Source organism: Kitasatospora nipponensis (genome assembly GCF_039528135.1).
GTDB classification, from domain to species: Bacteria; Actinomycetota; Actinomycetes; order Streptomycetales; family Streptomycetaceae; genus Kitasatospora; species Kitasatospora nipponensis.
The window spans coordinates 1-23,432 of record NZ_BAAALF010000095.1 but is presented as its reverse complement, the minus strand read 5'-3'; the positions used below and the strand labels follow the sequence as shown (position 1 = coordinate 23,432).

Here is a 23,432-nt window from a genome sequence, read left to right as displayed (position 1 = left end):
CGTCATGGTGCGTCAGGTCGCTTTCCGGAGCAGGGGGTGGCGGGCGGGGCGGTGCCGAGCAGGACCTCGGCGGCCGCGAGGGCGGCGACCCGGGAGGCGCCGTAGGTGGCCAGGTAGCCGCCGGGGCTGTGCGGCTGGTGGTGCGGCAGGCCCATCTCGACCAGCACGGTGCGCGGTCGGGCGGCCAGCAGCGCGGTGACCGCCGCCAGGGTGGCGGGGTGGCGGTGCAGGTCGCGGACGACCGCCACGATCGGGCGGACGGCGGGCAGGTGGCCCACCGAGGGGGCGGCGTCGGGCAGCACGTCGAGCACCTCGGTGCCCGCGAGGGCCTCGGCCAGCAGCGAGCCCAGGCCCCAGGCGGTGTCGCCGATGGCGGGGGTCGGCTCGTCCTGGAACTCCAGGACCACCGGGGCCTGCCGCAGTACCGGGACCTCCCGCACCAGCAGCGCCTGTCGGGCCGCCCGCAGGCCGGCGCCGTCCTCCGCCGGCGGGCCTGCGTCGGACGACGGCGGGGCGCCGGCCGGGCGGAGCACCGCCCGCGCGGCCAGTGCCTCGACCCGGGCGGCGGCCTCGGCCAGCCGCTCGGCGGCGAGTTCGCCGCGCAGCACCGCGCCGACCAGTTCCTCGCGCAGCAGTTGCGCGCGGGCCTCGCCGTGCCGGGTGCCCACGCAGAGCGCGTCGGCGCCGGCCGCCACCGCCCGCAGCGCGGTGCCCGCGATGCCGTAGCGGTCGTGCACGGCCCGCATCTCCAGCGAGTCGGTGATCACCGCGCCGGTGAAGCCGAGGCGCTCGCGCAGCACGCCGGTCAGCAGGGTGCGGCTGATCGTGGCGGGCACCGTGTCGTAACAGGGCAGCAGGATGTGCGCGGTCATCACCGCCGCCACGTCGGCCGCGATCGCCGCCCGGAACGGCGGCAGGGCGATCTCCTCGAACGCCTCGCGCTCCTCGGTGACCCGCGGCAGGTCGTGGTGCGAGTCGACGGTGGTGGCGCCGTGGCCGGGGAAGTGCTTGGCGCAGCCGGCCACACCGGTGGACTGCAGACCCTCGACGTACGCGGCGCCCTGGGCGGCGACCCGGGCCGGGTCGGCGCCGAACGAGCGGGTGCCGATCACCGGGTTGCCGGCCGCGGTGTTGACGTCGACCACCGGGGCCAGGTCCAGGTTGACGCCGAGTTCGGCGAGCCGGCTGCCGATCGAGCGGGCGGTGCGGCGGGTGAGGTCGGGGTCGTCCGCCTGGCCCAGCGTGAGGTGGCCGGGCCACGGGCTGCCCTCGGTGAGGTGCAGCCGGGTGACGTCGCCACCCTCCTCGTCCAGGCCGATGATCAGGTCGGGGTTCTCGGCGCGCAGCTCCGCGGTGAGCTGGGCCAGCGCCTCGGGGCCGGCCATGTTGGCGTGGTAGAGGACGACTCCACGCACGCCCTCGGCGATCCGGCGGCGCAGCCAGTCGGGGGCGCGCGGGCCGTCGAAGCCGGGCAGGATGCAGGCGTCGGCCCAGCGCCGCAGCTCGGCGGGCAGTCGCGGGTCCGCGCTCACCGGGCCACCGCCGGGGCGGGCGCGGGGAGCGCGAGCTCGGGGGCGACAGGCTCGGGGGCGACGGGCTCGGGGGCGGGCTCGGTGTCGGGCTCGGTGTCGGCCAGTTCCCGCAGCAGCCGCTCCCGGGCTCCGTCCGCCGGCGTCCCCAGCGCGTGCAGGGCGTGCAGCGCCGCGCCGGCGACCGGTGGCAGGGTGACGGTGCGCAGCACGGCCCGCGGGGCGGCGGCCGGGATGCCGTCCGCCACCCGCCGCGCGAGGTGCGGGTGCCGTGCCGCCAGCACGCCGCCGCCCAGGACCACCTCGGCCGGTTTCTCCAGCAGGTCCAGGCGGCGCAGCGCGGTGACGGCCATCGCGGTGATCTCGTCGCCCTGGCGCTCCAGGAGCGCGCGGGCCACCGGGTCGCCGGCCGTGGCGGCGGCCAGCAGCGGGCGGGTCAGCGTGTGCAGGGCGCTGGGCGCGAGCCGGCCGTGGTGCAGCGCCTCGGTGACCGCGGCCACCGTCGGCAGGGCGAACCGCTCGGCCACCGCGGCGGCCAGCGTGGTGGCCGGGCCGCGGCCGTCCTCGGCGCGGACCGCGTGCCACAGCACCGCCCGGCCCAGGTCGCCGCCACCACCCCAGTCGCCGGAGATCTCGCCGAGTGCGGGGAACCGGGCCACCGTGCCGTCCGGGCCCAGCCCCACGCAGTTGATCCCGGTCCCGCAGACCACCGCCACGCCCCAGCCGGCCCGGGCCCCGGCGTGCAGCAGGGCGAAGGTGTCGTTGGCGGCGTGCACCTGGCGGGCCCAGCCGAGCGCGGCCAGCGCGGCGGTCAACTCGGCCTCCTCGCTGGGCAGGTCGGCGCCGGCGACGAAGGCCGAGAGCTGTCCCACCGGTGCTCCGAGGGGCTCTCCGGCCGGCAACCCGGCCGGCCGGCCCGCGCGGGCCAGCAGCGCCTCGAGCAGCCCGCCGAGCGCGGCCAGCGCGGCCGGCGGGCCGGTGACCTGCGGGCGGAACGGCCCACCGCGGACCCGGCCCAGCAGGTGGCCGTCCGCCCGGCCGAGCAGGACGTCGGTCTTGCTGTTGCCGCCGTCCACCGCCAGGAACAGCGCGGGCTCTGCGGTCATGACGAACTCCACGGCAGGTGAACGGTGTTGGCGGCGAGCAGCTCGGCGGCCAGGTTCCTGGCGAGCTCGATCTGGCCGACCAGCGGGTGGGCCAGCAGGGCGTCCTCGACCCGCTCGATCCCGCCGTGCACGGCGGCGGCGACCGCGAGCTCCTCGTAGGCGGCGACGTGCGCGATCAGGCCGGCGTACAGCGGCTCCAGCGGCGCCACCGGCAGCGGCTCGGCGCCGGCGGCCGAGATCCGGGCCGGCACCTCGATCACCGCGTCGGGTGACAGGAAGGGCAGCGTGTCACCGTTGCGGACGTTGGCGACCTGCACCTCCCCGGTGTCCCGCAGCAGGCCGCCGACCAGCGAGATGGCGGCCTCGGAGTAGTAGGCGCCGCCGCGCTCGCCGAGCAGCGCGGGCTTGACGTCGAGCGTGGGGTCGGCGTAGATGTCCAGCAACTGCCGCTCCAGGTCGGCGACTTCCTCGGCCCGTGCGGCGCCGCCGGTGGACTGTTCGGCCACCACGGCGTCGTGGCCGTAGTAGTAGCGCAGGTAGTAGGAGGGGATCACGCCCATCCGGTGCAGCACGTCCACCGGCAGCAGGCAGCGGGCGGCCAGGCTCTCGGCGTGCTCGGCGAGCAGCTTGGGCAGCACGTCCTCGCCGTCCACCCGCACCGCGCGTTCCCAGGTGAGGTGGTTGAGGCCGACGTGGTCCAGCTCGACGCGCTCGGCGTCCACCCCCAGCCACTCGCCGAAGGTGTGCTGGAAGCCCTTGGCCACGTTGCACAGGCCCACCGCGCGGTGGCCGGCGTCCAGCAGGGCCCGGGTGACGATGCCGACCGGGTTGGTGAAGTCCACGATCCAGGCCTGCGGGTTGGCCTGCCGGATCCGCTCGGCGATCTCCAGCACCACCGGGACGGTGCGCAGTGCCTTGGCCAACCCGCCCGCCCCGGTGGTCTCCTGGCCCACGCAGCCGCAGGAGAGCGGGAACGTCTCGTCGCTCAGCCGGGCCTGTTGCCCGCCGACGCGCAGTTGCAGCAGCACCGCGTCGGCGCCGTCCAGCACCGGGTCCAGCTCGGTGCTGGTGACCAGCTTGCCCGGGTGCCCCTGGCGGGCCAGGATCCGGGCGGCGACCGGGCCGACCAGCTCCAGGCGGGCGGCGTCGGGGTCGACCAGCACCAGCTCGTCGATCGGCAACTGGTCGCGCAACCGGGCGAATCCGTCGGCCAGTTCGGGTGTGTAGGTGGATCCGCCACCCACGACGACGATCTTCATCCCTTGACTCCAGTCATGGTGACGCCCTCGATGAAGGCGCGTTGGGCGAGGAAGAACACGATGATCACCGGCGCCATCGCGATCAGGGTGGCGGCCATGGTGAGGTTCCAGGCCACCGCCTGCGAGGTCTTGAAGCTGGCCAGGCCCACCGCCAGCGTCCAGTGCGCGGGGTTCTCGCCGGTGTAGATCAGCGGGCCGTAGTAGTCGTTCCAGGCCGAGAAGAACTGGAAGAGCGCGACCGCCGCGATGGCCGGGCGCATCATCGGCAGCACCACCCGGGTGAGCACCCGCAGTTCGCCGCAGCCGTCGATCCGGGCCGCGTCCAGGTACTCCTGCGGCAGGGTGAGCAGGAACTGGCGCAGCAGGAAGATCGAGAACGCGTCACCGAAGAGCGCCGGGAGCACCAACGGCCATATGGTGCCGGTCAGATGGAGATGCGCCCAGAACAGGTACATCGGGATCACCAGGACCTGCGGCGGCAGCATCATCATGGTGACCACGCCGAGGAAGGCGGTGTTGCGGCCGCGGAAGCGGAACCGGGCCAGCGCGTAGGCGACCGGCACGCTGGAGAGCAGCATGGCGACGGTGGCGGCGCTCGCGTACAGCAGGGTGTTGCCGAGCCAGGTGAGCATCGGCGCGCGCCGGAAGACCTCCGCGTAGTTGGACCACTGCCAGTGCTGGGGCCACAACTCGCTGCTGAGCGACTGCTGGTCGGTCATCACCGAGGTCAGGAGGATGAAGACGAGCGGGCCGGTGAAGAGCGCGACCAGGGTCAGCGCCAGGGTGTGCTCGGCCACCCAGATCAGCGCTCGCCGGCGCCGGGCCCGGCCGCGGGCGGCCAGGTGGGCCGAGTGGAGCGCGGTCCGCGGACGCCCGCGGGTCGGGGCAAGAGCCGTCATGCGCCGGCCTCCTGGGGTGTGAAGCCGGCCGTGCGGCGGAGCAGGACGAGGGTGAAGAGCATGGTGGCGACGAAGAGCAGCACGGCCAGCGCGCAGGCGTAGCCCATGTGGAACTGGCTGAAGCCGTTGGTGTAGAGCCACCCGGAGTAGGTCAGCGTGCTGCCGCCCGGGTAGCCGGTGGAGACCTCGTTGCGGGTGTTGCCGGCCACCTGCGCGGCCACCATCGCCTGGGTGAAGTACTGCAGCGCGGCGATCACCGCGGTCACGGCGGAGAAGAGCAGCACCGGTCCGATGGTCGGCAGCGTGATGTGCACAAAGCGCTTCCAGGCGCCGGCCCCGTCCAGCTCCGCGGCCTCGTAGAGCTCGGCGGGGACGTCCAGCAGGGCGGCCAGGAAGATCACCATCGCGCTGCCGCTGCCCCACAGGGCGAGCAGGGTCAGCGCCGGCTTCGACCAGTCCTCCGAGCTGAACCAGAGCGGCGCGGGCAGGCCCAGCGCGCGCAGCAGCTGGTCGACCGGCCCGGTGCCCGGGTTGAAGAGGAAGACGAAGGCCACCGTGGCGGCCACCGGCGGGGCCAGCGCCGGCAGGTAGAAGAGGGTCCGGAAGATCCCGGCGCCGGCCTTCAGCCGGGCGGTGAGCATCGCCACGCCGAGCGCGAAGAGCACCTGGGCCGGGACCATCACGGCCACCAGCCAGCCGGTGTTGCGGATCGCCTGCCAGACGTAGGGGTCCTGGTCGAGCAGGTAGCGGTAGTTGCGCAGCCCCACCCAGCGGGCCGGCGAGATCATGTTGGAGTTGGTGAAGGACAGGTAGACCGTGGTGACCAGCGGGTAGAGCAGGAAGACGGCGAAGCCGATCAGCCACGGCGCCAGGAAGGCGAGCACGATCAGGCGGCGCCGGCGCACGGCCGGCACGGTGGGCGCGGCGGCGGCGCGGGTGGCCGCCACGTCACTGACCGAGCTTGAGTGCGGCGTTGTTCTGCTGGTCGACCTGGGCGAGGCCGGCCTTCAGGTCGGGCACCTGTCCGTCCTGCCACTTCTCGGCGAAGGGCTCGAAGTTGGTCACGTACGCGCCACCGTCCGGGGCGGCCGGGGTGGTGGTGGTGTTCGGGTTCTTGAAGACGTCCAGGAACGGCTGGAAGTGCGGGTCCTCGGTCAGCGTCAGCTTCGGGGACTCCAGCGCCGGCAGCGTGGTGGGCACGTTGCCGACCTGGTTGGCCAGCGTGACCAGCGCGTCGGTGTCGGTGGTGAGGAACTTCAGCAGCTTCCAGGCGGCGCCGGGGTGCTTGGCGCCCTTGGGTATGCCCATCACGTTGCCACCCACGTACCCGGCACCGTACAGCTTGGGCTGGTCGTCGGCGGCGGGCATCGGGGCGGTGCCGTAGTCGACGTCCGCGTTGTCGCCCTTGATGAAGGCGGTGCGCCACTCGCCGTCCACCATCATCGCCAGGCTGCCGGTCTCGAAGGCGTTCTGGGCGGACTGCTCGGTGGCCATCGAGGTCTTGAAGGTCTTCAGCTTGGCCGCGCCGAACCAGTCGACCAGGTTCTTCTGCCAGGTCAGCGCCTGGGCGAAGGCCGGGTCCTTGGCGGTGTTCGACTGGCCGTCGGGGGTCAGCCAGTGGCCGCCCCAGCTGGGCACCAGGTGCTCGGTGAGCATCTCGTAGCCGCCGAAGTACGGCATGAAGCCGGCCGTCCTGATCGAGCCGTCCGGGTTGAAGGCGGTGAGCTTCTTGGCGTCCTCGGCCAGCTCGCTCATCGTCCTGGGCGGGTTGGTGATGCCGGCGGCCGCGAAGAGCTTCTTGTTGTAGTAGAGCCCGAAGGTGTCGGCCAGCCACGGCATGGTGCAGCGCTTGCCCTGGAAGGCGGTGTAGTCCTGGACGGCGGCGGGGATGCCGGAGAGGTCCACGTGGTCGGCGGTGATGTCCGGGCCGAGGTCCTGGAACGCGCCGGAGGAGCACCAGCCGCCCACGTTGCCGGCGTTGAAGGAGGCCGCCACGTCGGGTGCGGTGCCGCCGCGGATCGCCTGGTTGATCTTGTCGTCGGTCTGGCCCTTGACGCTGTTCACCGTGATGTACGGGTACTTCTGGTGGAAGAGGGCCAGCGCCTGGTTGACCGCGGCGGTCTCCCGGTCGGAGGTGAAGGCGTGCCAGAAGGTGATGGTGACCGGGGTGGTGTCGTCCGCGCCGATGTCGGCACCGCCGCCGCCCGAGCCGGTGGTGCCGCACCCGGCCAGCAGGGAGGCGGTGACGGCCGTGCACAGGGCGAACGCGGCGGTTCTGGAGCTGCTTCTCATGGGGGGACCTCAATCGCACGGGGAGGGGAGGCAGGCCGACGACCTCCACGGGGGAGGCGGGCAGGGGTGAGGGGGAGGTTCGCGGTAATCGACGCGAGCCTGCGGCGAAGCTGGAAGAATGTTTACCATCTGGTGGACCAGTGCCACCAGACCTTGACCACTGGTAAGTTTTTCGACAGCATCCCGACATCAGAAGCTTCGCGAGACCGGTTGCGCCGGTCACGTGGAGCCATCACAGACCACGCCGCGCCAGCGGCCGGTGAGGAGCACGTTGTGACCGACGAGGCCGCCGGATCCGGGGGGTCCCGTGCGTTCTCCAAGCGGGAGCGCGTCCGGGAGCACCTGCTCGACCTGATCGAGACCCTGGACATCGGCGAGGGCATCCCCTCCGAGCGGCGCCTCTGCGCCGACCTGGAGGTCTCCCGACCCACGCTGCGCGCCGTGGTCGACGACCTGGTCCGGGCCGGGAAGCTGGTACGCCGACAGGGACAGGGGGTGTTCGTGGCCCAGCCGAAGATCGCGCAGGACCTGACCCAGACCTCGCGCACGCGCCACACGGTCGCGGGGGTGAGCGGTACCTGGACCAGCCGCACGGTGGACTTCACCAGGATCAGCGCCGGCGCCCGGGTGGGACGGCGGCTGCGGCTGGCCCCCTCCGCGCCGGTGCTGCGGATCACCCGGCTGCGGCTGGTGGACGGCGAGCCGATGTCGGTGGACACCCTCTACCTGCCGGAGGAGCTGGTGCCCGGCATCACGGCCCAGGACCTGGAGGAGCACTCCTTCTACGACCTGCTGGAGACCCGCTACGGCATCGGGGTCACCGAGGCCGTGCAGACCATCGAGCCGACCGTCACCGACGAGGACGAGGCCGGCCTGCTCGGGGTGCCCGCGCACTTCCCGGCCCTGCTCTTCGAGCGGGTCACCGAGGACGGGCTCGGGCGGGTGATCGAGTTCGCGCACTCGGTCTACCGCGGGGACCGCTACCGGATCGTCTCGCGCCTCTCGCTGGCCCAGGGGCGCGGGCGCGGGCGGGTGCTGGCCGGCGAGTGGTCGACGGCGGCGGGCGGCGACGACCCGCAGGGGCTGCCGGCCGACCCGTTCTTCGCCTCGCCGTCCTGAGCGGGGCGGGGGTGGGGCCGGGTCGGTCCCGTTGCCGACGGAACGGGCGCAGGGGTGAGCCGGTGGCTCACCCCTGCGCCGTTTCGCACGTTCCGGTCAGCTCTTCGGCGTCCAGATCTGGTTCGCCTGGCCGGTGCACGGCCACAGCTCCAGCTGGGTGCCGTTCGGCGCGTTGACCGCACCACCGGTCACGTCCAGGCACAGCCCGGACTGGACCCCGGTGAAGCTGCCGTCGGCGCCCCTGGTCCACTGCTGGTTGGTCGCGCCGCTGCAGGTGTAGAGGATCACCGGGGTGCCGGCCGTGGTCTTGCGGCCCGAGGCGTCCACGCACTTGCCCAGCACCTGCAGGGTGTTGCCGGTGCCCTGGACGACGGCCTGACCGGCCGAGCCGTCGCAGTCGTGCACGTCCAGGCGGGTGCTGTTGGCGCCCACCGAGCCCGGCACGTCCATGCAGCGGCCGCTGGCCGACGAGACGAAGCCCGGACCGGTGCCACCGCCGCCGCCCAGCGCGCCGGCCGAGAACCAGGCGTTGCCGCCGCCCAGCGCCCAGACCGAGACGTTGCTCACGCCCAGGCTGCGCACCAGCGCCAACTTGCTGTCCAGCGCCGTCTGGTCCACGTAGTCGTAGAACGCGCCGCCCGAACTCCAGCGGATCTCACCGGAGTCGGGGTCACGCCGGGAGGCGATCACCTGCGGATCGGTGGAGTAGCCCGGCGCCTTGGTCATGTCGAGAACGGTCTGGTTGCCCACGATGTTCTGGCAGTTGGCGGTCGCGGTGTACGCCTCGGCCGGCAGGCCGGCGACGAAGCGGCCGCGCTGGGCGGTGGGGATCTGGGCCAGCGCGCTGGTGATCAGGTCCTTCATCCAGTCGTACGGGGAGAACGCCAGACAGGTGCTGCCGGCCGGCGACTGGTACTCGTCGTCGTAGGCCATCATGACCACCTGGTCGGCCCCGGCGGCCAGCACCGAGCCGTAGTTGAAGCCGGTGGTGGTGTCCGGCGGGCCCTCGACCTGGAGCTTGAGCCCGGCGTTGTGCAGGCTGGTGGCCAGGTTGGTCAGGAAGGTGTAGTAGTTGGCCTGGTCCTGCCCCTTCCAGTCCCAGTAGTTCTCGAAGTCCACGTCCACACCGGTGAATCCGATGCTCTTGGCGAAGTCGGTGACCGTCTTGACGCCGGCCGCGCTCTTCGCCGCGCTGCCGGTCAGCGCCTCCTCGGAGGGCAGGTCGGCGAGCGAGATGGTCATGTACTGCTGGGCCGAGTGCGCCTTGACGTCGGCCGCGTTCGCCGCGCTGTAGCCGTTGCAGGCGTAGGCGGAGTTCGTGGCGGCGGCCAGCACCGCGTTGCCGTTGGTGTCGAAGTCGTAGTACTCGGGCTTCAGCACGCCGTTCTGCACGCGGCCGTCCGCGTACTCGGCGGCGGCGCTGCAGGTCACCGAGCCGGACTTGCCGGGGTAGAGCCACTCCTGGACGGTGACCGGCGAGGTCGCGGCGGGCGCGGCCGGCGCGGCGAAGGCCGCGGGGGCGGCGGTGGGAACGGCGGGGGCGGCCAGCGCGGGGGCGCCGGACGCGAGACCGGAGAGCAGCAGGGAACCGGCGGCGAGCGCGGCGAAGGCCGCCCCGCGCCGGGGGAACGGAGATGTCATGACCGGCATCCTTGACTGGTAAGTACCACTGGTCAAGAGGTTCGGCCCGGCTTTTCCCGACCGTGGTCGAACCGGCACCGTCCGACACCGTCCGGCACCCGGCCGCACGGCCCACCTGCGGCCCGTCCACGCGGTCCGGCTACCATCGACCGGTGCCCCGCTTCCAGCGTCCGATCCGCGCCCTGCAGGCCCTGCCGGCTCCCGTCCGCTGGCTGGCGCCGCCGCTCGCGCTGCTCGCCTGCACCGGAGCCCTGCTGGTCAGCGCGGTCGACTGGCAGCCGCCCACCACCGCCCCGGTGCCGGACGCCCGGGCCGTCGCCCCCTGCCTGGCGCTCGCCAAGGCCCTGCCGGCCGCGCTCCTGGACCACCCGCGCGCCGACCCGCCGAACTCCCCCTACGTCGCGGTGTGGCGCAGCGCACCCCGCACGGTGCTGCGCTGCGGGGTCCCGCGGCCCGCCTCGCTCAGCGTGCTGGCGAACCGGGCCGCCACCGGGCCCAACGTCAACGGTGTCCAGTGGTACCTCGAACACGACGACCACGGCGGCTACCGCTTTACCACCACCCTGCGCGCCCTCTACGTCGAGGTGGCCGTCCCGGCCGGCGCCTACCGCTACGCGGCCGACCCCCTGGCCGCCATCTCCACCGCGGTCATCGCCACCGTCCCCGACCTGAGCGGCCAACTCAACGCCGACCCGAACCAGGACCAGGGCTGAGGGACACCGGGCCCGCCGCGTCGCACGTGCCGACGGCGGGGCGCCGGCGCACCCGGACCCTCCGGCGCTCCCGCGGCGCTCAGGCCGACTGGCGTACCACCAGTTCGGTGGCGAGGACCAGTTGGCGCCGGGTGCGGCCGGGGTCGGCGATCTCGTCCAGCAGGAGGCGGGCCATCGTGCGGCCCATCTCCTCGATCGGCTGGCGGACGCTGGTCAGCGGGGGGTCGGTGTGCCGGGCCACGATCGAGTCGTCGAAGCCGATCAGTGCCACGTCCTGCGGCACCCGGCGGCCCGCGGCGCGCAGCACCTGCAGCGCGCCGGCGGCCATCACGTCGGAGGCGCAGAAGACCGCGTCCAGGTCCGGCACCCGCTCCAGCAGCTCGGCCATGGCGGCCCGCCCGCCCGCCTCGGTGAAGTCGGCCAGGCCCACCAGGTCCTCGCGCGGCGGCCGGCCGTCCTGCTCCAGGGCGGAGCGGTAGCCGCTGAGGCGGGCCTGCGCCACCTCCATGTCCAGCGGCCCGGTGATGGTGGCGATCCGCTCGCAGCCGCGCCGCAGCAGGTGGCGCACGGCCATCCGGGCGCCGCCCGCGTTGTCGGCGGCCACGTAGCTCAGGGGCTCGTGGTCGCCGCGCCGGCCGGCCAGCACGGACGGGATCCGCAGCTCCTCCAGGGCCGTCGGCAGCGGGTCGTCGCGGTGCACCGAGACCATCAGCACGCCGTCCACCCGCTGGGCCCGCAGGTAGGCCGACAAGCGGTCGCGCTCGCGCTGGTTGCGGACCAGGACCAGCAGCAACTGCATGTCGGTGTCGGACAGTTCGGCGGACACCCCGCTGATGATGTCGCCGAAGTAGGGCTCCGAGAAGAGCCGGGTCTCGGCCTCCGGGACCACCAGCGCGATCGCGTCGGTGCGCGAGGTGACCAGGGTGCGGGCGGCCCGGTTGGGCACGTAGCCGAGCTCGGCGACCGCGCGCTCGACGGCGGCCCGCGCCCGCTCGCTGACCCGGGGCGAGCCGTTGATCACCCGCGAGACCGTGCCGCGGCCGACCCCGGCCAGCGCCGCCACCTCCTCCAGGGTCGGACGGCTTTGACCACGCCCGCCCAGGGACCCGCTCGACGGTGCGGCTGGGCGCTGTGCGGTGGGGCTCATCACTCACCTCGTGAACGTTTCAGGCCTGGGCTGCTGCACATTCTGGCAGCAGCCCCCACCCGGTGGCCCGGCCCGTCCCGGCCTACGCCCCGGTGACCGGCGGCTCGGCGGCGGGATCGCTCGGCGGCTCGGCGGCGCGATCGCCGTGCAGGTCGCCGGTGGACCCGCTCGGCAGGTCGGCGATCGTCTCGGTCAGCCACTGGACCCAGAAGGTCTCCAGCCCGATGCCGGCCCGCAGCACGCTGTGCTGCAGGCGGCTTCGCGTCGCGGCCTCCCGGACCGGGAAGTCGCGCTGCTCGATCTCCAGGTACTGCTCCAACTGCCGCTGGTGCAGAGCCAGATGGCGCCGCAGCTCGGCGGCCAGCCCCGGCGCCTCGACGACCGCGGCGGCCCGCAGGCGCAGCAGCAGGGCGTCCCGGACCTGCTTGGGCTCCTGCTGCTCCCCCACCCAGGCCGCCAGCGCCTCCCGCCCGGGCGCCAGCACCTCGTACTCCTTGCGCTGCCCACGGCTGGGCGGCTGCGGGATCGCCCGGATCAGCCCGGCCTGCTCCAGCTTGGCCAGCTCGCGGTAGATCTGCTGGTGGGTGGCCGACCAGAAGAAACCGATCGACTTGTCGAAGCGCCGGGTCACCTCCAGCCCGGAGGAGGGCTTCTCCAGCAGCGCGGTGAGGATGGCGTGCGGGAGCGACATGGCCGGGCCTCCTTCATCTCCTGACGTCCGGCCTCTCCCGACGTCCGGCGCGGGCCGCCCGCGGCGTCCCCGGCGGGTCCGTCCCGGTGGGTCCCGCGCTGCCCGGCGGTGCACGGTGCCTGCGCACCGGCGAGCAGCATAGCGACCGATCGCGTGCGTTCCATCGGCACCCGGACGGCCCGGATGCCTCGGCGCGTCCGCCCTCAGGGCCCCTAGAGCGCGGCCGCGAGCCGGGTGCCCTGGTCGATGGCGCGCTTGGCGTCGAGTTCGGCCGCGACGTCCGCGCCGCCGATCAGGTGCGGCTCGATGCCGCGCTCGCGCAGCTCCTCGACCAGGTCGCGGCGCGGGTCCTGACCGGCGCAGAGCACCACGGTGTCCACCGCCAGCAGCTGCGGCTCGCCGTCGACGGTCAGGTGCAGGCCGGCGTCGTCGATCAGCCGGTACTCGACGCCCGCGACCATGCTCACCCCGCGGTGCTTGAGCTCGGTGCGGTGGATCCAGCCGGTGGTCTTGCCCAGCCCCGCGCCGACCTTGCTGGTCTTGCGCTGCAGCAGGTGGACGGTGCGCGGCGAGCCGGCCCGCACCGGCGGCCGCAGCCCGCCGGGGGTGGTGTGCGTGGTGTCCACGCCCCACTGCTCGAAGAAGACCTCGGCGTCCAGGCTCGCGCCGCGGCCCGGGTCGGTGAGGTAGGCCGCGACGTCGAAGCCGATGCCGCCCGCCCCGACGATCGCGACCCGCTCGCCGACCGGCGCCTTGTCGCGCAGCACGTCCAGGTAGCTGAGCACGCTCGGGTGGTCACCGCCGGGGATCGGCGGGATCCGCGGGGTGACGCCGGTGGCCAGCACCACCTCCTCGAAGCCCCCGCCGGCCAGCTCCTCGGCGGTGGCCTCGGTGCCGAGCCGGACGTCGACCTGACGCAGCGTCAACTCGTTGCGGTAGTAGCGCAGCGTCTCGTCGAACTCCTCCTTGCCGGGCACCTGGCGGGCGATGTTCAGCTGCCCGCCGATCTCGCCGGCCGCCTCGAAGAGCGTGACGGCGTGGCCGCGTTCGGCCGCCGACACCGCGAAGGCCAGGCCCGCCGGGCCGGCGCCGACCACCGCGACGCGCTTGCGGCTGCGGGTGGGCGACAGCACCAGCTCGGTCTCGTGACAGGCCCGGGGGTTGACCAGGCAGGAGGTGATCTTGAGGTTGAAGGTGTGGTCCAGGCAGGCCTGGTTGCACCCGATGCAGGTGTTGACGGCCTCGGGGGTGCCGGCCGCGGCCTTGGCCACGAAGTCGGGGTCGGCCAGCAGCGGGCGCGCCAGCGAGACCAGGTCGGCGAAGCCGTCGGCGAGCAACTGCTCCGCCAACTCGGGGGTGTTGATCCGGTTGCTGGTCACCAGCGGGATCGAGACCGCGCCCATCACCTTCTTGGTGACCCAGCTGTAGGCGCCGCGCGGCACCGAGGTCGCGATGGTGGGGATCCGGGCCTCGTGCCAGCCGATGCCGGTGTTGATGATGGTGGCGCCGGCCGCCTCGACGGCCCGGGCGAGCTCGACCACCTCCGGCAGCGTGGAGCCGCCGGGGATCAGGTCGAGCATCGAGAGGCGGTAGATCAGGATGAAGTCGGTCCCGACCCGCTCCCGCACCCGGCGCACGATCTCGACCGGGAAGCGCATCCGGTTCGCGTACTCGCCACCCCAGGCGTCGGTGCGGTGGTTGGTCGGCGCGGCGATGAACTCGTTGATCAGGTAGCCCTCGGAGCCCATGATCTCGACACCGTCGTAGCCGGCCGACCGGGCGAGCTCGGCGCAGCGCGCGAAGTCCTCGATGGTCTGCTCGATCTGCTCGGCGGTGAGCTCGTTGGGCACGAACGGGCTGATCGGCGCCTGCAGCGCGCTGGGGGCGACCAGGTCCCGGTGGTAGGCGTAGCGGCCGAAGTGCAGGATCTGCAGCGCGATCCGCCCGCCGGCCGCGTGCACGGCGTCGGTGACCACCCGGTGCTCGGCGGCCTCGGCCTCGGTGGTCAGCATCGCGCCGCCCTCCCAGGGCCGGCCCGCCTCGTTCGGCGCGATCCCGCCGGTGACGATCAGGCCGACGCCGCCGCGCGCCCGGGTGGCGTAGAACTCGGCCATCCGCTCGAAGCCGTTCGGCGCCTCCTCCAGCCCCACGTGCATCGAACCCATCAGCACCCGGTTCGGCAGCGTGGTGAAGCCCAGGTCCAGCGGGCTCAGCAGGTGGGGGTAGGCGGTCATCGGGCTCTCCTCGCGCGACGGTGGTTACCACACGGTAGGGGTCCGCCGGAGGTTGTGCAACTAGTTTCATAGTGGGCTCGGGGCAGGCTGGTGGACACCCCGCCGGGGCGGCCCGCCGGCCACCCGCCCGGCTATCGCGTGGCCGGCCGCGCCGCCTCGATCAGCTGGCGCAGGGCGCCGTAGTAGACCTCGTGGTCGACCACCGCCGGCAGGATCTCGGCCAGGTGACCGGTCAGCACGGGGAACACCACGGGGTCCAGGGCGGCCAGCGCCGCGCGGGTGGTGGCGATCGCGCCCGCCGGGTCCCGGTGGTCGACGAAGCCGGCGCTGCCGAGCGTGAGCAGGTACATCCGGCGGTAGGCGGTGATGGCCTGCAGCGGGGTGAGGCCGGCCGCCAGGCTGTCGGCGAGTTGCGGCTCGACCAGCCGGGCGAGCAGGTGGGGGCCGAGCCAGGGGCGGCCGCCGCGCAGGGCGAGCAGGCTCGGCCGGGCCGTCAGCAGCCGGTAGAGCGAGCCGAACCGGGCCTCGGTGGCGTCGGCCCAGTCGGTGCCGGGGGCGACCAGGGGCATGGTGGCCGCGAGCTGGTCCACGCACAGGTCGAGCAGGCCGGCCAGGTCGACGCAGCGGCGGTGGATGGTCATGTGCGAGACGCCGAGCCGGTCGGCGAGGGCGCGGAAGCTCAGCGCGCCGGGCCCCTCCTCGTCGAGCAGTTCCAGCGCGGCCTCGGCGATCCGCTGCGGGGTGGCGAGGTAGCTGAGCGGGGTTGGCCGGGGCATGTGTGACACCGTAACGTACGGCGTACCACAGGGCGCGCCAGCCAACCGGACGGGAGTCCCCGTGCAGCACCAGCTCAGCTACCGCGACATCAAGGCGGCCGCCGGCCGGATCGCCGGGACGGTGCGCCCGGTCGCGCTCGCACCGGCCGACCCCGGCACCGGTGGCGGTGGCGGTGGGGATCCGCGCGACCGCCAGGTCTGGTTCGCCCTCGAACACCTGCAGCACACCGGGAGCTTCAAGGCGCGCGGCGCGCAGAACTTCCTGGCCGCGCACCGCGAGGCCGGCACCCTGCCGGCCGCCGGTGTGACCATCGCCTCGGGCGGCAACGCCGGGCTGGCCTGTGCCTGGTCCGCGGCCCGCCAGGGCGTGCCGGCCACCGTGTTCCTGCCCGCCACCGCGCCCGCCGTCAAGGTCGCCCGGCTGCGCTCGTACGGCGCCCGGGTGCGGCTGGTCGGCAGCGAGTACGCGCAGGCGCTGGCCGCCTGCGAGGAGCACGCCGCGGCCACCGGGGCGCTGGCCTCGCACGCCTACGACCACCCGCTGATCGCGGCCGGCGCCGGCACCCTGCTGGACGAGATCCTGCTGCGGGTGCCGGACCTGGACACCGTGCTGGTCGCGGTCGGAGGGGGCGGACTCCTCGCCGGGGTGGCCACCGCCGCGCGCGAGCACGGGGTGCGCACCGTCGCCGTCGAACCGGCCGACTGCCGCGCGCTCAACGCCGCACTGGCGGCGGGCGAGCCGGTGGACGTCCCGGTGCGGTCGGTGGCCGCCGACTCGCTGGGCGCCCGCCGTGTCACCCGGCTGGCCCTCGACGCGGCCCGTGGCGGATCGCCGGGTGGGGCTCTGGACGGGGCTCTGGACGGAGGCGTCCACTCGGTGCTGGTCGCGGACAGCGCCATCGTCCGCGCCCGCCAGGAGCTCTGGGACGGGTACCGGCTGGCCGTCGAGCACGCCGCGGCCACGGCCTACGCGGCGCTCGACACCCCGCCCACCGCCGGCGCCCGGCGGATCGCCGTCATCCTCTGCGGCGCCAACGCCGACCCGGCCGACCTCGCCGCGCCGGCGGCGCCGGCGCCGGACCCGACCGGCTGAGCCCGCCGTGCCGACCACCGTGCCACCTGACGTGCCGTCCGAGCCGCCGCCCGCCGTTGCGCCGGACCCACCGCGTCCGCTGAACGCCGCCGAGCGCGCCGTCCTGGAGCTGCTGCTGTCCGCCGACTTCGCCGGCGCCGAGGCGCTGCGCCGCCAGCTCGACCACACCGAGGTGACCGGCGCCTGGTTCCCGCGCTCGCTCAGCGTCGACCTGCGGGTGCGCGAACCCGCCCTGCGCGCCGGGCCGATGGCGAGGCTGGCACCGGTGGGCGCCGCCGTCGTCGACGAACAGGGCGAGTACATCGGCGAGTTCCTGCTCTGGCTGGAGGACGACGGCCTGCTGGGCGCCCTCGAGTACGCCTGGGTCACCGACGACATGCCCACCGAGCTGCCGCCCGTCGAGCGGATCGAGCTGGTCGGCTAGACGAGTCGACGTCACCTGCGCCCGACAATCCGGCGTACGCAGCAAAGCCCGCGCCTCGTGGCCGAGTTCAGGATCACGCGGCGCCGGTTCCGTCCCGGTCCGGTCCCCCGGAGCGGGGCCAGGACGGAACCGGCGAGCTCGGTCAGTACGAGGCGCTGGTGGCGCACCGGCCGGTGTTCATGTTGCACACGACGACGTACGAGGTGATCCCGGAGTCCTGAAGCTGCTGGGTCCTGGCCGGGACACGAGTGGCGGTCCAGTTGCTGGAGTTCCGGCCGTTCGACTGCGTGAGGTCCACGCTGCAGCCATCGCCCGTGGTGGAGATCACGACGCCCTGCACGTAGTCGTGCCCGCCGATCCGCGTGACCGTCATGGATCCGGCGCAGCCGGGGACGTTGGCCGGGAAGGTGGTATCGGCCGACGCCATCCCGGCGCCGAGGCCCAAACCGAGGGTGGCGACGGCGGCGACGGCGCCGAGGCGGACGGTGGTGCGCTTCCTGATCATGAGTCTCTCCTCGTTGCTGGGTGGCTGACTGCCTCGACCCACCGTGCCCTCGGGCCCCGCCCGGAGGCCCGCCTCCCGGGCGGGTCCGTGGACCGGCTCGTGGGCTCTGGAAGTCGAGTTCACTCTTCGAGGACCGGCGGCGTCGTCCGTGCCGTCCGTTCCCAACTGAAGGGAATCGCAGGACGGGCCCACCCTTCGAATGATTCGATCAGGTTCGAATACTCATGACATCGGCTGCCCGGACGCCCCGGCCGCCGGCAGCTCACCCCGGAGGGCGTCGTGCTCCACCTCGACCTGGACCGCGCCGTCCTGGCGAACACCCGGTTCGCGATCTCGCCGCTCAGCACCGCGATCGGCGCGCTCCGCCTCCTGCGCGACAACAGGCCGTCGGGCGGCGGAGGTTGGCGGAGCAGGGTCCAGGAGGCGGTCCAGGGCCGGAAGCTCGTTCTGCTGGGCTCGCTGTTCAGCGGCTCCTGGGACTACGTGCCGGACTTCCTGACACCGCAGCCCCCGGGCCCGGCGACCGGACTGCAGGAGGAGCTGCACACGGTCGCCACCACGCAGTCCGCGCGTCTGCGCTGGGAACTGCGGGTCATGGCCCAGGGTGTCAGCGAGGAGCGGCTGGCGGGCCGGGTGGTTCCCGTGGTCCTGCGCGACGCCCTGGAGCGGGGCGAGCAGCACTTCGCCGAGCAACTGGCGGCGGAGCTGCACCAGTTGTGGGAGGGGGCCCTCGCCCCGCAGTGGATGGCGCTGCGGGCCCGCATGGAGGAGGACATCGGGCACCGGGCGCGGACGATCGCCCGCCACGGCCTGTCCGGCATGCTGGCCGCCCTGCATCCCAGGTTGCTCTGGAGCGACGATCAGCTGACCCTGGTCAGCCGCTTGCGAGGCCGGATCCCCACCAGCACCGGCCTGGTCCTGACCCCCTCGGTGTTCACCACGGACTTACGGGTCGTGATCGACTCGATACCGGGGCCCGCCACGCGGCAGCCCATGTTCGCCTACCCCTGCCGGCCCGGGCCGCAGACCCCCACCGGGCCGACGGTGCCCGCCCTGCTCGGGGTGACCCGCGCCCGCCTGCTCGCCGACCTGCACACCGCCCGCACCACCGCGGAACTGAGCGAACGGCACTTCCTCGCCACCAGCACGGTCTCCTACCACCTCGGCATCCTGCACCGCACCGGGCTGATCACCCGCACCCGCGCCGGACAGCACGTCCTGTACCAGCGCACCGCCCGCGCCACCGACCTGCTGGCCGCCCCCCGGGCCCACTGACGGCACAGCCGACGGGCCGGCCCCGCGCGGGCCGCCCTCGTGATCGCTCGGGTGGCACGGCAGCGGCAATTCGGCAGCGGCAATTCGGTGGCGGCCCGGCCCTGTTGTTGACCATCCTGGGCGGATGGCCGACCGTGCGAACTTCGTCGTTGTCCGCGAGAGCGGTGAGTTCGAGCTGTACCTCTCCCGCTTCGGGGCGGTGGGGATCGACCTCGACCTGCTGGCGGGGCCGGCGGCGGTGCTCTCGATGGTCCGGGGCCTGCGGGTTGACGACTGGTGGCTGGACGACGTGCTCTGCCAGGGTGCGGCGTTGATCGACCTCGGCCGGAGGGTGCTGATGTTCTTCGCCTGGGAGGGGCCGAGCACCGTCATGCGCCACCGGGCCGCGACCCTGGAGTTGTTGCGGGCGGCGTGGGCGGGGTGGGAGGTCCGGTGGACCTACGACGGCCCCGCGGAGTTGCGCACCTACCTGGGGCTGGACCCCGAACGCGTCCGCGAGCGCCGACTCGGTCCCGCGGTGGGATCGTTGCTGGAGCCGGGCGACGAGGAACTGGCCGACCCCGAGCCCATGGTCGCGGTGGTGACGGCCGGGGCGGCCGGCTGCTACCTGGTGGCGCACACCGGCGACCACCCGATCCGGGAGGGTGCCGCGCTGCTCGACCGGCTGGCGGGGGGCCCGCAGCACGGTGTCTGCCGGGTGCCGGCGGAGGCCGGGATGCACGTCGATCCGCTGCGGCGGCGGATCGGTTGGTGGACGCTCGGGGCGTCGGCGGAGGCGTACGAGATGCCGCGGCGCTGGCCCGGTTGGACGGTCGAGTTCTGGCAGGACCGCTGGGAGGAGCACGTCCGGGTGAGCGCCGGACGGTTCGAGCCGCCGCCGGCCGACCGCGAGCGCGCGCTGGCGCAGGTCCGGGCCGCGGCCGCACAGTGGCGCGGCACTGGTCACGGGGGCTGACGGACGAGGATCGTCCAGCCCGCCGCGCGCCACTGCTACCACCGCCACCGACCCGTCAGCGGGCGGGCACGCCGGCCTGCTGGGGGCTGTCGGCGACCGGGTGCTCGGCGTCGTAGCGGTCCTGGGCGGTGAGCATCTCGGGCAGGCCGGCCTCGACGACCTCGATCAGCGCGAGCAGTCGCTCGGCGACGGTGCGGCCCAGTTCGGTGAGCCGGTAGTCGACGCGCGGCGGGTTGGTCAGCTGCGCCTCGCGGTGCACCAGACCGTCGCGCTCCAGCGCGTGCAGGGTCTGCGACAGCATCTTCTCGCTCACCCCGTCGACCCGGCGGCGCAGCTCGTTGAAGCGCAGGCTGCCGTCGTACAGCCCGGCCAGGGTGAGGCTGCCCCAGGCGTGCGTGACGTTCTTCAGCACACTCCGTGACGGGCAGGTGCGCGCGAACACGTCGAAGGCGAGCTCGCACGGCGCATCGTCCTGGTGGGGGCCGGCTGGTGGTCCGGCGGATCTCTCGGTCGCCATAGCCACATCATACGCGGGCGCAGCGCTAACTCCATGGTTGCGCTGTCAAAAAGAAAGTGCTTTCCTTTTCTCAGCGCAAGGCAGCCGCCACGGCGGTCACCAGCGCAGCAGCCGTCGCGGTCCACCGCGGTGGCCGCCGCCATCGACCCGTTGATCATGAGGAGCACCGCTGTGACCAGCCCCGTCATCTCCGTCGCCTTCCACTCCGGCTACGGCCACACCACCGTGCTCGCCGAGGCCGTCCGTTCGGGCGCCGAGGCCGCGGGCGCGACCGTCCACCTGATCAAGGTCGACGAGATCAGCGAGGAGCACTGGACCCTGCTGGACACCTCGGACGCCATCGTCTTCGGCACCCCCACCTACATGGGCGGGGCCGCGGGCGCGTTCCACACCTTCGCCGAGGCCAGCACCCCGCGCTGGTTCACCAGCGCCTGGAAGGACAAGCTCGCGGCCGGCTTCACCAACTCCGGCTCCAAGAGCGGTGACAAGCTCGCCGCCCTGCAGTTCCTGAGCATCTTCGCCGCCCAGCACGGCATGACCTGGGTGAACCTGGGCCTGCACCCGGGCTGGAACAGCAGCACCGCCTCCGAGAACGACCTCAACCGGCTGGGCTTCTTCCTCGGCGCCGGCGCGCAGAGCAACGTCGACCAGGGCGTCGAGGGCGTGCACAAGGCGGACGTCGCCACCGCGGAGCACCTGGGCCGCCGGGTCGCCGAGCAGACCGCCGTCTTCCTGGCCGGCAAGGCCGCCGCGGCCGCGGCCTGACCCACTCACGCACCGGCTCGCCGACGCGCCGCGGACTCGTGACGGAACGCCGATGGGCCGCACCCCGGGGAAAGGGGTGCGGCCCATCGGCGTTGCGGCCCGCCGTCAGCGGCCCGCAGTACCGGCTGCCTCAGAACACCACCAGCGAGCGCCCGCCCTGCCCGGCCGCCATCCGCTCGAAGGCGGCCGGGATCTCCTCCAGGGTGATCCGGTCGGTGATCAGCGCCTCCAGGTCCAGCCGCCCGGCCCGGACGTGCTCGGCCAGCACCGGGATGTCCCGGGCCGGGTCGCTGTTGCCGTAGACGCAGGCACCGAGCGTCCGGGCGAAGTAGAAGATCTCCAGCGCGGAGAAGGAGACCAGGTCCTCCTTGCCGCCGATGCCCACCACCGTGGTGCGACCGCCGCGCCGGGTGGCCGACCAGGCGGCCCGCACGGTGCTGCCCCGGCCCACGCACTCGAACGCCTGGTCGGCGCCGTACCCGCCGGTCAGCTTGCGCACCGCCCGGGCGGTCCCCTCGTCCGCCAGCAGGAAGTCGGTGGCGCCGTGCAGCAGCGCCAGCTCCTCCTTCTGCGGGCTGACGTCCACCGCGATGATCGGGCCCGCCCCCGCGATCCGGGCCGCCTGGAGGACGGCCAGGCCGACCCCGCCCAGGCCGTAGACCAGCACCGACTCCCCCGCCCGCACCCGGGCCGCGTTGTGCACCGCGCCGTAGCCGGTGAGCACCGCGCAGCCCAGCAGCGCGGCCGAGGTGAGCGGGACGCCCGCGGGCAGCGGCAGCAGCGCCCGCTCGGCGACCACGGTCTCCTGGGCGAAGGCCGCCACCCCCAGGCCCGGGTAGAGCGCGGTGCCGTCCGCGAGCGCGGCGTAGGTCCGCTCGGCGCCGGCGCCCGCGTGCTCGCACAGCCACGGTTCATCGAGCCCGCAGAAGTGGCAACCACCGCAGGCAGGAGCCCAGTTGAGTACCACTGGGTCGCCCGGTCGCACGCTGCTGACGCCCTCGCCGACCGCGGCGACGGTACCCGCGCCCTCGTGACCGAGCACCACCGGCACCGGCGCGCGCAGCAGTCCGGTGGCCAGCGAGAGGTCGGAGTGGCAGACGCCGGCGGCGGCCAGCTTCACCCGCACCTGGCCGGGGCCGGGTTCGGGCAGGTCGATCTCGGTGAGCTCCAGCGGAGCACCCACGGTGTGGAGCAGGGCGGCACGAACCATGGTGGCAGTCCTCGGGGTTGGCGGAATGAGGGAGGCGGGAGGCGGGCGGCTCAGAACTGCAGCGACTTGGACTGCAGGAACTCCTCCAGGCCGTGCCGCCCCAGCTCCCGCCCCACACCGGAGGCCTTGTACCCACCGAACGGCGCCAGCGGGTTGAACTGGCCGCCGTTGATGTGCAGTTGGCCGGCGTCCACCCGGCGGGCGAAGGCCACCGCGGTCGCCTCGTCGCCGGCCCAGACCCCGCCGGCCAGCCCGTACTCGGTCCCGTTGGCGATCTCCAGGGCGTGTTCCTCGTCGCGGTAGGCGAGGATCGAGAGCACCGGGCCGAAGATCTCCTCCTGGGCCACCGTCATCTGCGGCGTCACGTCGGCCAGCACGGTGGGCTCGACGTAGTAGCCGACCGGCAGGTCCGCCGGCGCCTGGGCGCCACCGGTCACCAGCCGCGCTCCCTGCGCCAGGCCCGCCTCGATGTAGCCGCGCACCCGCTCGCGCTGCCGGGCGCTGACCACCGGTCCCATCCGGGTCTGCGGCGAGGCCGGGTCGCCGGGACGGTACTTGGCGGCCGCCTTGGCGGCGAGCTCGACCGCCTCCTCGTACTGGTCCTGGTGGACCAGCAGCCGGGTCCAGGCGGTGCAGGTCTGGCCGGAGTTGGCGAAGACGTTGGCGATGTTGACGTTGACCGCCCGGGCCAGGTCCGCGCCGGGCAGCACCACGTTGGCCGACTTGCCGCCCAGCTCCAGCGCGACCCGCTTGATCCCGCGCCCGGCGCTCTGCGCGATCGAGCGGCCCACCGCGGTGGAGCCGGTGAAGGAGACCAGGTCCACGCCCGGGTGCTCGGCCAGCGCCGCGCCGGCCACCGCGCCGGTCCCGGTGACCAGGTTGAAGACTCCGGCGGGGAAGCCGGACCCGTCGACGAGGCGGGCGAAGAGCCGGGCCACCAGCGGGGTGTCCTCGGCGGGCTTGAGGACCACCGTGCACCCGGCGGCCAGCGCCGGCACCACCTTGGCGACGATCTGGTGCAGCGGGTAGTTCCAGGGGGTGATCGCGGCGACCACGCCGGCCGGCTCCGCGAAGACGGTGGAGTTGCCCACCCGCTCCTCGAACGGGTAGTCGGCCAGGATGTCCAGGTAGGAGGAGGCGACCGCGAGCGGCAGCGCGGCCTGCACGGTGGTGGCGAAGGTGATCGGGCTGCCCTGCTCGGTGCGCACCGTCTCGGCGATCTCCTGCTAAGTCGGAGGCCAAGCGGTCTTAGGAAGACAAGCCGGTTATCCAACTCCTTGGG

At 73.7% G+C, this 23,432-nt stretch carries 21 protein-coding genes and 1 pseudogene; 7 read left to right on the top strand and 15 right to left on the bottom strand.

Translation table 11 applies throughout. The features are described 5' to 3' along the window. Positions 1–2: 2 nt before the first annotated feature. The 6 genes from ABD323_RS23965 to ABD323_RS23940 are packed head-to-tail and all read right to left on the bottom strand — an operon-like array spanning position 3 to position 7,085. Positions 3–1,532, bottom strand: coding sequence for a glycoside hydrolase family 3 protein (locus ABD323_RS23965; RefSeq protein ID WP_344443980.1), 1,530 nt, complete (start codon positions 1,530–1,532; stop codon positions 3–5). Beyond that, positions 1,529–2,635: an N-acetylglucosamine kinase gene (locus ABD323_RS23960; protein WP_344443979.1), complete on the bottom strand. Its 1,107-nt coding sequence runs from the start codon at positions 2,633–2,635 to the stop codon at positions 1,529–1,531. Before ABD323_RS23960 ends, ABD323_RS23965 begins: the two co-directional genes overlap by 4 nt. Then, entirely contained in the window at positions 2,632–3,894 is a 1,263-nt protein-coding gene (locus ABD323_RS23955; RefSeq protein ID WP_344443978.1) for a 6-phospho-beta-glucosidase, read from the bottom strand. Before ABD323_RS23955 ends, ABD323_RS23960 begins: the two co-directional genes overlap by 4 nt. Beyond that, positions 3,891–4,793, bottom strand: coding sequence for a carbohydrate ABC transporter permease (locus tag ABD323_RS23950; RefSeq protein ID WP_344443977.1), 903 nt, complete (start codon positions 4,791–4,793; stop codon positions 3,891–3,893). Before ABD323_RS23950 ends, ABD323_RS23955 begins: the two co-directional genes overlap by 4 nt. After that, positions 4,790–5,740, bottom strand: a complete 951-nt coding sequence (locus tag ABD323_RS23945; protein ID WP_344443976.1) for a carbohydrate ABC transporter permease — start codon at positions 5,738–5,740, stop codon at positions 4,790–4,792. The genes ABD323_RS23950 and ABD323_RS23945 overlap by 4 nt, the downstream gene beginning before the upstream one ends. A 1-nt stretch (position 5,741) precedes the next feature. Further along, positions 5,742–7,085 (bottom strand): ABC transporter substrate-binding protein, encoded by a 1,344-nt coding sequence (locus ABD323_RS23940; RefSeq protein ID WP_344443975.1) that lies wholly within the window; start codon positions 7,083–7,085, stop codon positions 5,742–5,744. A gap of 273 nt (positions 7,086–7,358) precedes the next feature. On the opposite strand from ABD323_RS23940, the gene ABD323_RS23935 reads away from it, so the two are divergent. After that, positions 7,359–8,204 carry a GntR family transcriptional regulator gene (locus ABD323_RS23935; RefSeq protein WP_344443974.1) on the top strand — a complete coding sequence of 282 codons (846 nt, stop codon included), beginning with the start codon at positions 7,359–7,361 and terminating at the stop codon, positions 8,202–8,204. A 96-nt stretch (positions 8,205–8,300) separates the two neighbouring features. Here the strand turns inward: ABD323_RS23935 and ABD323_RS23930 are convergent, their stop codons facing one another. Next, positions 8,301–9,845 (bottom strand): ricin-type beta-trefoil lectin domain protein, encoded by a 1,545-nt coding sequence (locus ABD323_RS23930; protein ID WP_344443973.1) that lies wholly within the window; start codon positions 9,843–9,845, stop codon positions 8,301–8,303. A gap of 152 nt (positions 9,846–9,997) precedes the next feature. On the opposite strand from ABD323_RS23930, the gene ABD323_RS23925 reads away from it, so the two are divergent. Then, complete coding sequence (locus tag ABD323_RS23925; protein ID WP_344443972.1) at positions 9,998–10,558, top strand: DUF3515 family protein; 561 nt, start codon at positions 9,998–10,000, stop codon at positions 10,556–10,558. 79 nt (positions 10,559–10,637) lie between these two features. Here the strand turns inward: ABD323_RS23925 and ABD323_RS23920 are convergent, their stop codons facing one another. The 4 genes from ABD323_RS23920 to ABD323_RS23905 form a co-directional block, all read right to left on the bottom strand. Further along, complete coding sequence (locus ABD323_RS23920) at positions 10,638–11,705, bottom strand: LacI family DNA-binding transcriptional regulator (RefSeq protein ID WP_344443971.1); 1,068 nt, start codon at positions 11,703–11,705, stop codon at positions 10,638–10,640. An 82-nt stretch (positions 11,706–11,787) separates the two neighbouring features. Further along, on the bottom strand, positions 11,788–12,396 hold the full coding sequence (locus tag ABD323_RS23915) for a PadR family transcriptional regulator (RefSeq protein WP_344443970.1): 609 nt from the start codon (positions 12,394–12,396) through the stop codon (positions 11,788–11,790). Positions 12,397–12,608: 212 nt separating this feature from the next. Then, complete coding sequence (locus ABD323_RS23910; RefSeq protein ID WP_344443969.1) at positions 12,609–14,630, bottom strand: oxidoreductase; 2,022 nt, start codon at positions 14,628–14,630, stop codon at positions 12,609–12,611. Positions 14,631–14,761: 131 nt separating this feature from the next. Next, on the bottom strand, positions 14,762–15,406 hold the full coding sequence (locus tag ABD323_RS23905) for a TetR/AcrR family transcriptional regulator (RefSeq protein ID WP_344443968.1): 645 nt from the start codon (positions 15,404–15,406) through the stop codon (positions 14,762–14,764). Between the two features lie 61 nt (positions 15,407–15,467). Between ABD323_RS23905 and ABD323_RS23900 the strand changes: the two genes are divergently transcribed. After that, complete coding sequence (locus ABD323_RS23900; protein WP_344443967.1) at positions 15,468–16,499, top strand: serine/threonine dehydratase; 1,032 nt, start codon at positions 15,468–15,470, stop codon at positions 16,497–16,499. A 7-nt stretch (positions 16,500–16,506) separates the two neighbouring features. Continuing rightward, positions 16,507–16,923, top strand: coding sequence for a hypothetical protein (locus ABD323_RS23895; RefSeq protein WP_344443966.1), 417 nt, complete (start codon positions 16,507–16,509; stop codon positions 16,921–16,923). 142 nt (positions 16,924–17,065) lie between these two features. Here the strand turns inward: ABD323_RS23895 and ABD323_RS23890 are convergent, their stop codons facing one another. Next, positions 17,066–17,428: a hypothetical protein gene (locus tag ABD323_RS23890; protein WP_344443965.1), complete on the bottom strand. Its 363-nt coding sequence runs from the start codon at positions 17,426–17,428 to the stop codon at positions 17,066–17,068. 279 nt (positions 17,429–17,707) lie between these two features. Between ABD323_RS23890 and ABD323_RS23885 the strand changes: the two genes are divergently transcribed. Then, positions 17,708–18,703, top strand: coding sequence for an ArsR/SmtB family transcription factor (locus tag ABD323_RS23885; protein WP_344443964.1), 996 nt, complete (start codon positions 17,708–17,710; stop codon positions 18,701–18,703). 124 nt (positions 18,704–18,827) lie between these two features. After that, positions 18,828–19,658: a hypothetical protein gene (locus ABD323_RS23880; RefSeq protein ID WP_344443963.1), complete on the top strand. Its 831-nt coding sequence runs from the start codon at positions 18,828–18,830 to the stop codon at positions 19,656–19,658. A gap of 55 nt (positions 19,659–19,713) precedes the next feature. Here ABD323_RS23880 and ABD323_RS23875 read toward each other — a convergent pair whose 3' ends face one another. Beyond that, positions 19,714–20,175, bottom strand: a complete 462-nt coding sequence (locus ABD323_RS23875; RefSeq protein ID WP_344443962.1) for a winged helix-turn-helix transcriptional regulator — start codon at positions 20,173–20,175, stop codon at positions 19,714–19,716. Positions 20,176–20,346: 171 nt separating this feature from the next. Here ABD323_RS23875 and ABD323_RS23870 point away from each other — a divergent pair, with 171 nt between their 5' ends. After that, complete coding sequence (locus ABD323_RS23870; protein WP_344443961.1) at positions 20,347–20,940, top strand: flavodoxin family protein; 594 nt, start codon at positions 20,347–20,349, stop codon at positions 20,938–20,940. Between the two features lie 130 nt (positions 20,941–21,070). On the opposite strand, the gene ABD323_RS23865 is transcribed toward ABD323_RS23870, so the two are convergent. Together ABD323_RS23865 and ABD323_RS23860 are read right to left on the bottom strand one after the other, a co-directional pair. Then, positions 21,071–22,150 carry a Zn-dependent alcohol dehydrogenase gene (locus ABD323_RS23865; RefSeq protein ID WP_344443959.1) on the bottom strand — a complete coding sequence of 360 codons (1,080 nt, stop codon included), beginning with the start codon at positions 22,148–22,150 and terminating at the stop codon, positions 21,071–21,073. Between the two features lie 50 nt (positions 22,151–22,200). Next, positions 22,201–23,376 (bottom strand): annotated as a pseudogene (locus ABD323_RS23860) (aldehyde dehydrogenase family protein); the annotation flags it as partial. Positions 23,377–23,432 lie beyond the last annotated feature (56 nt).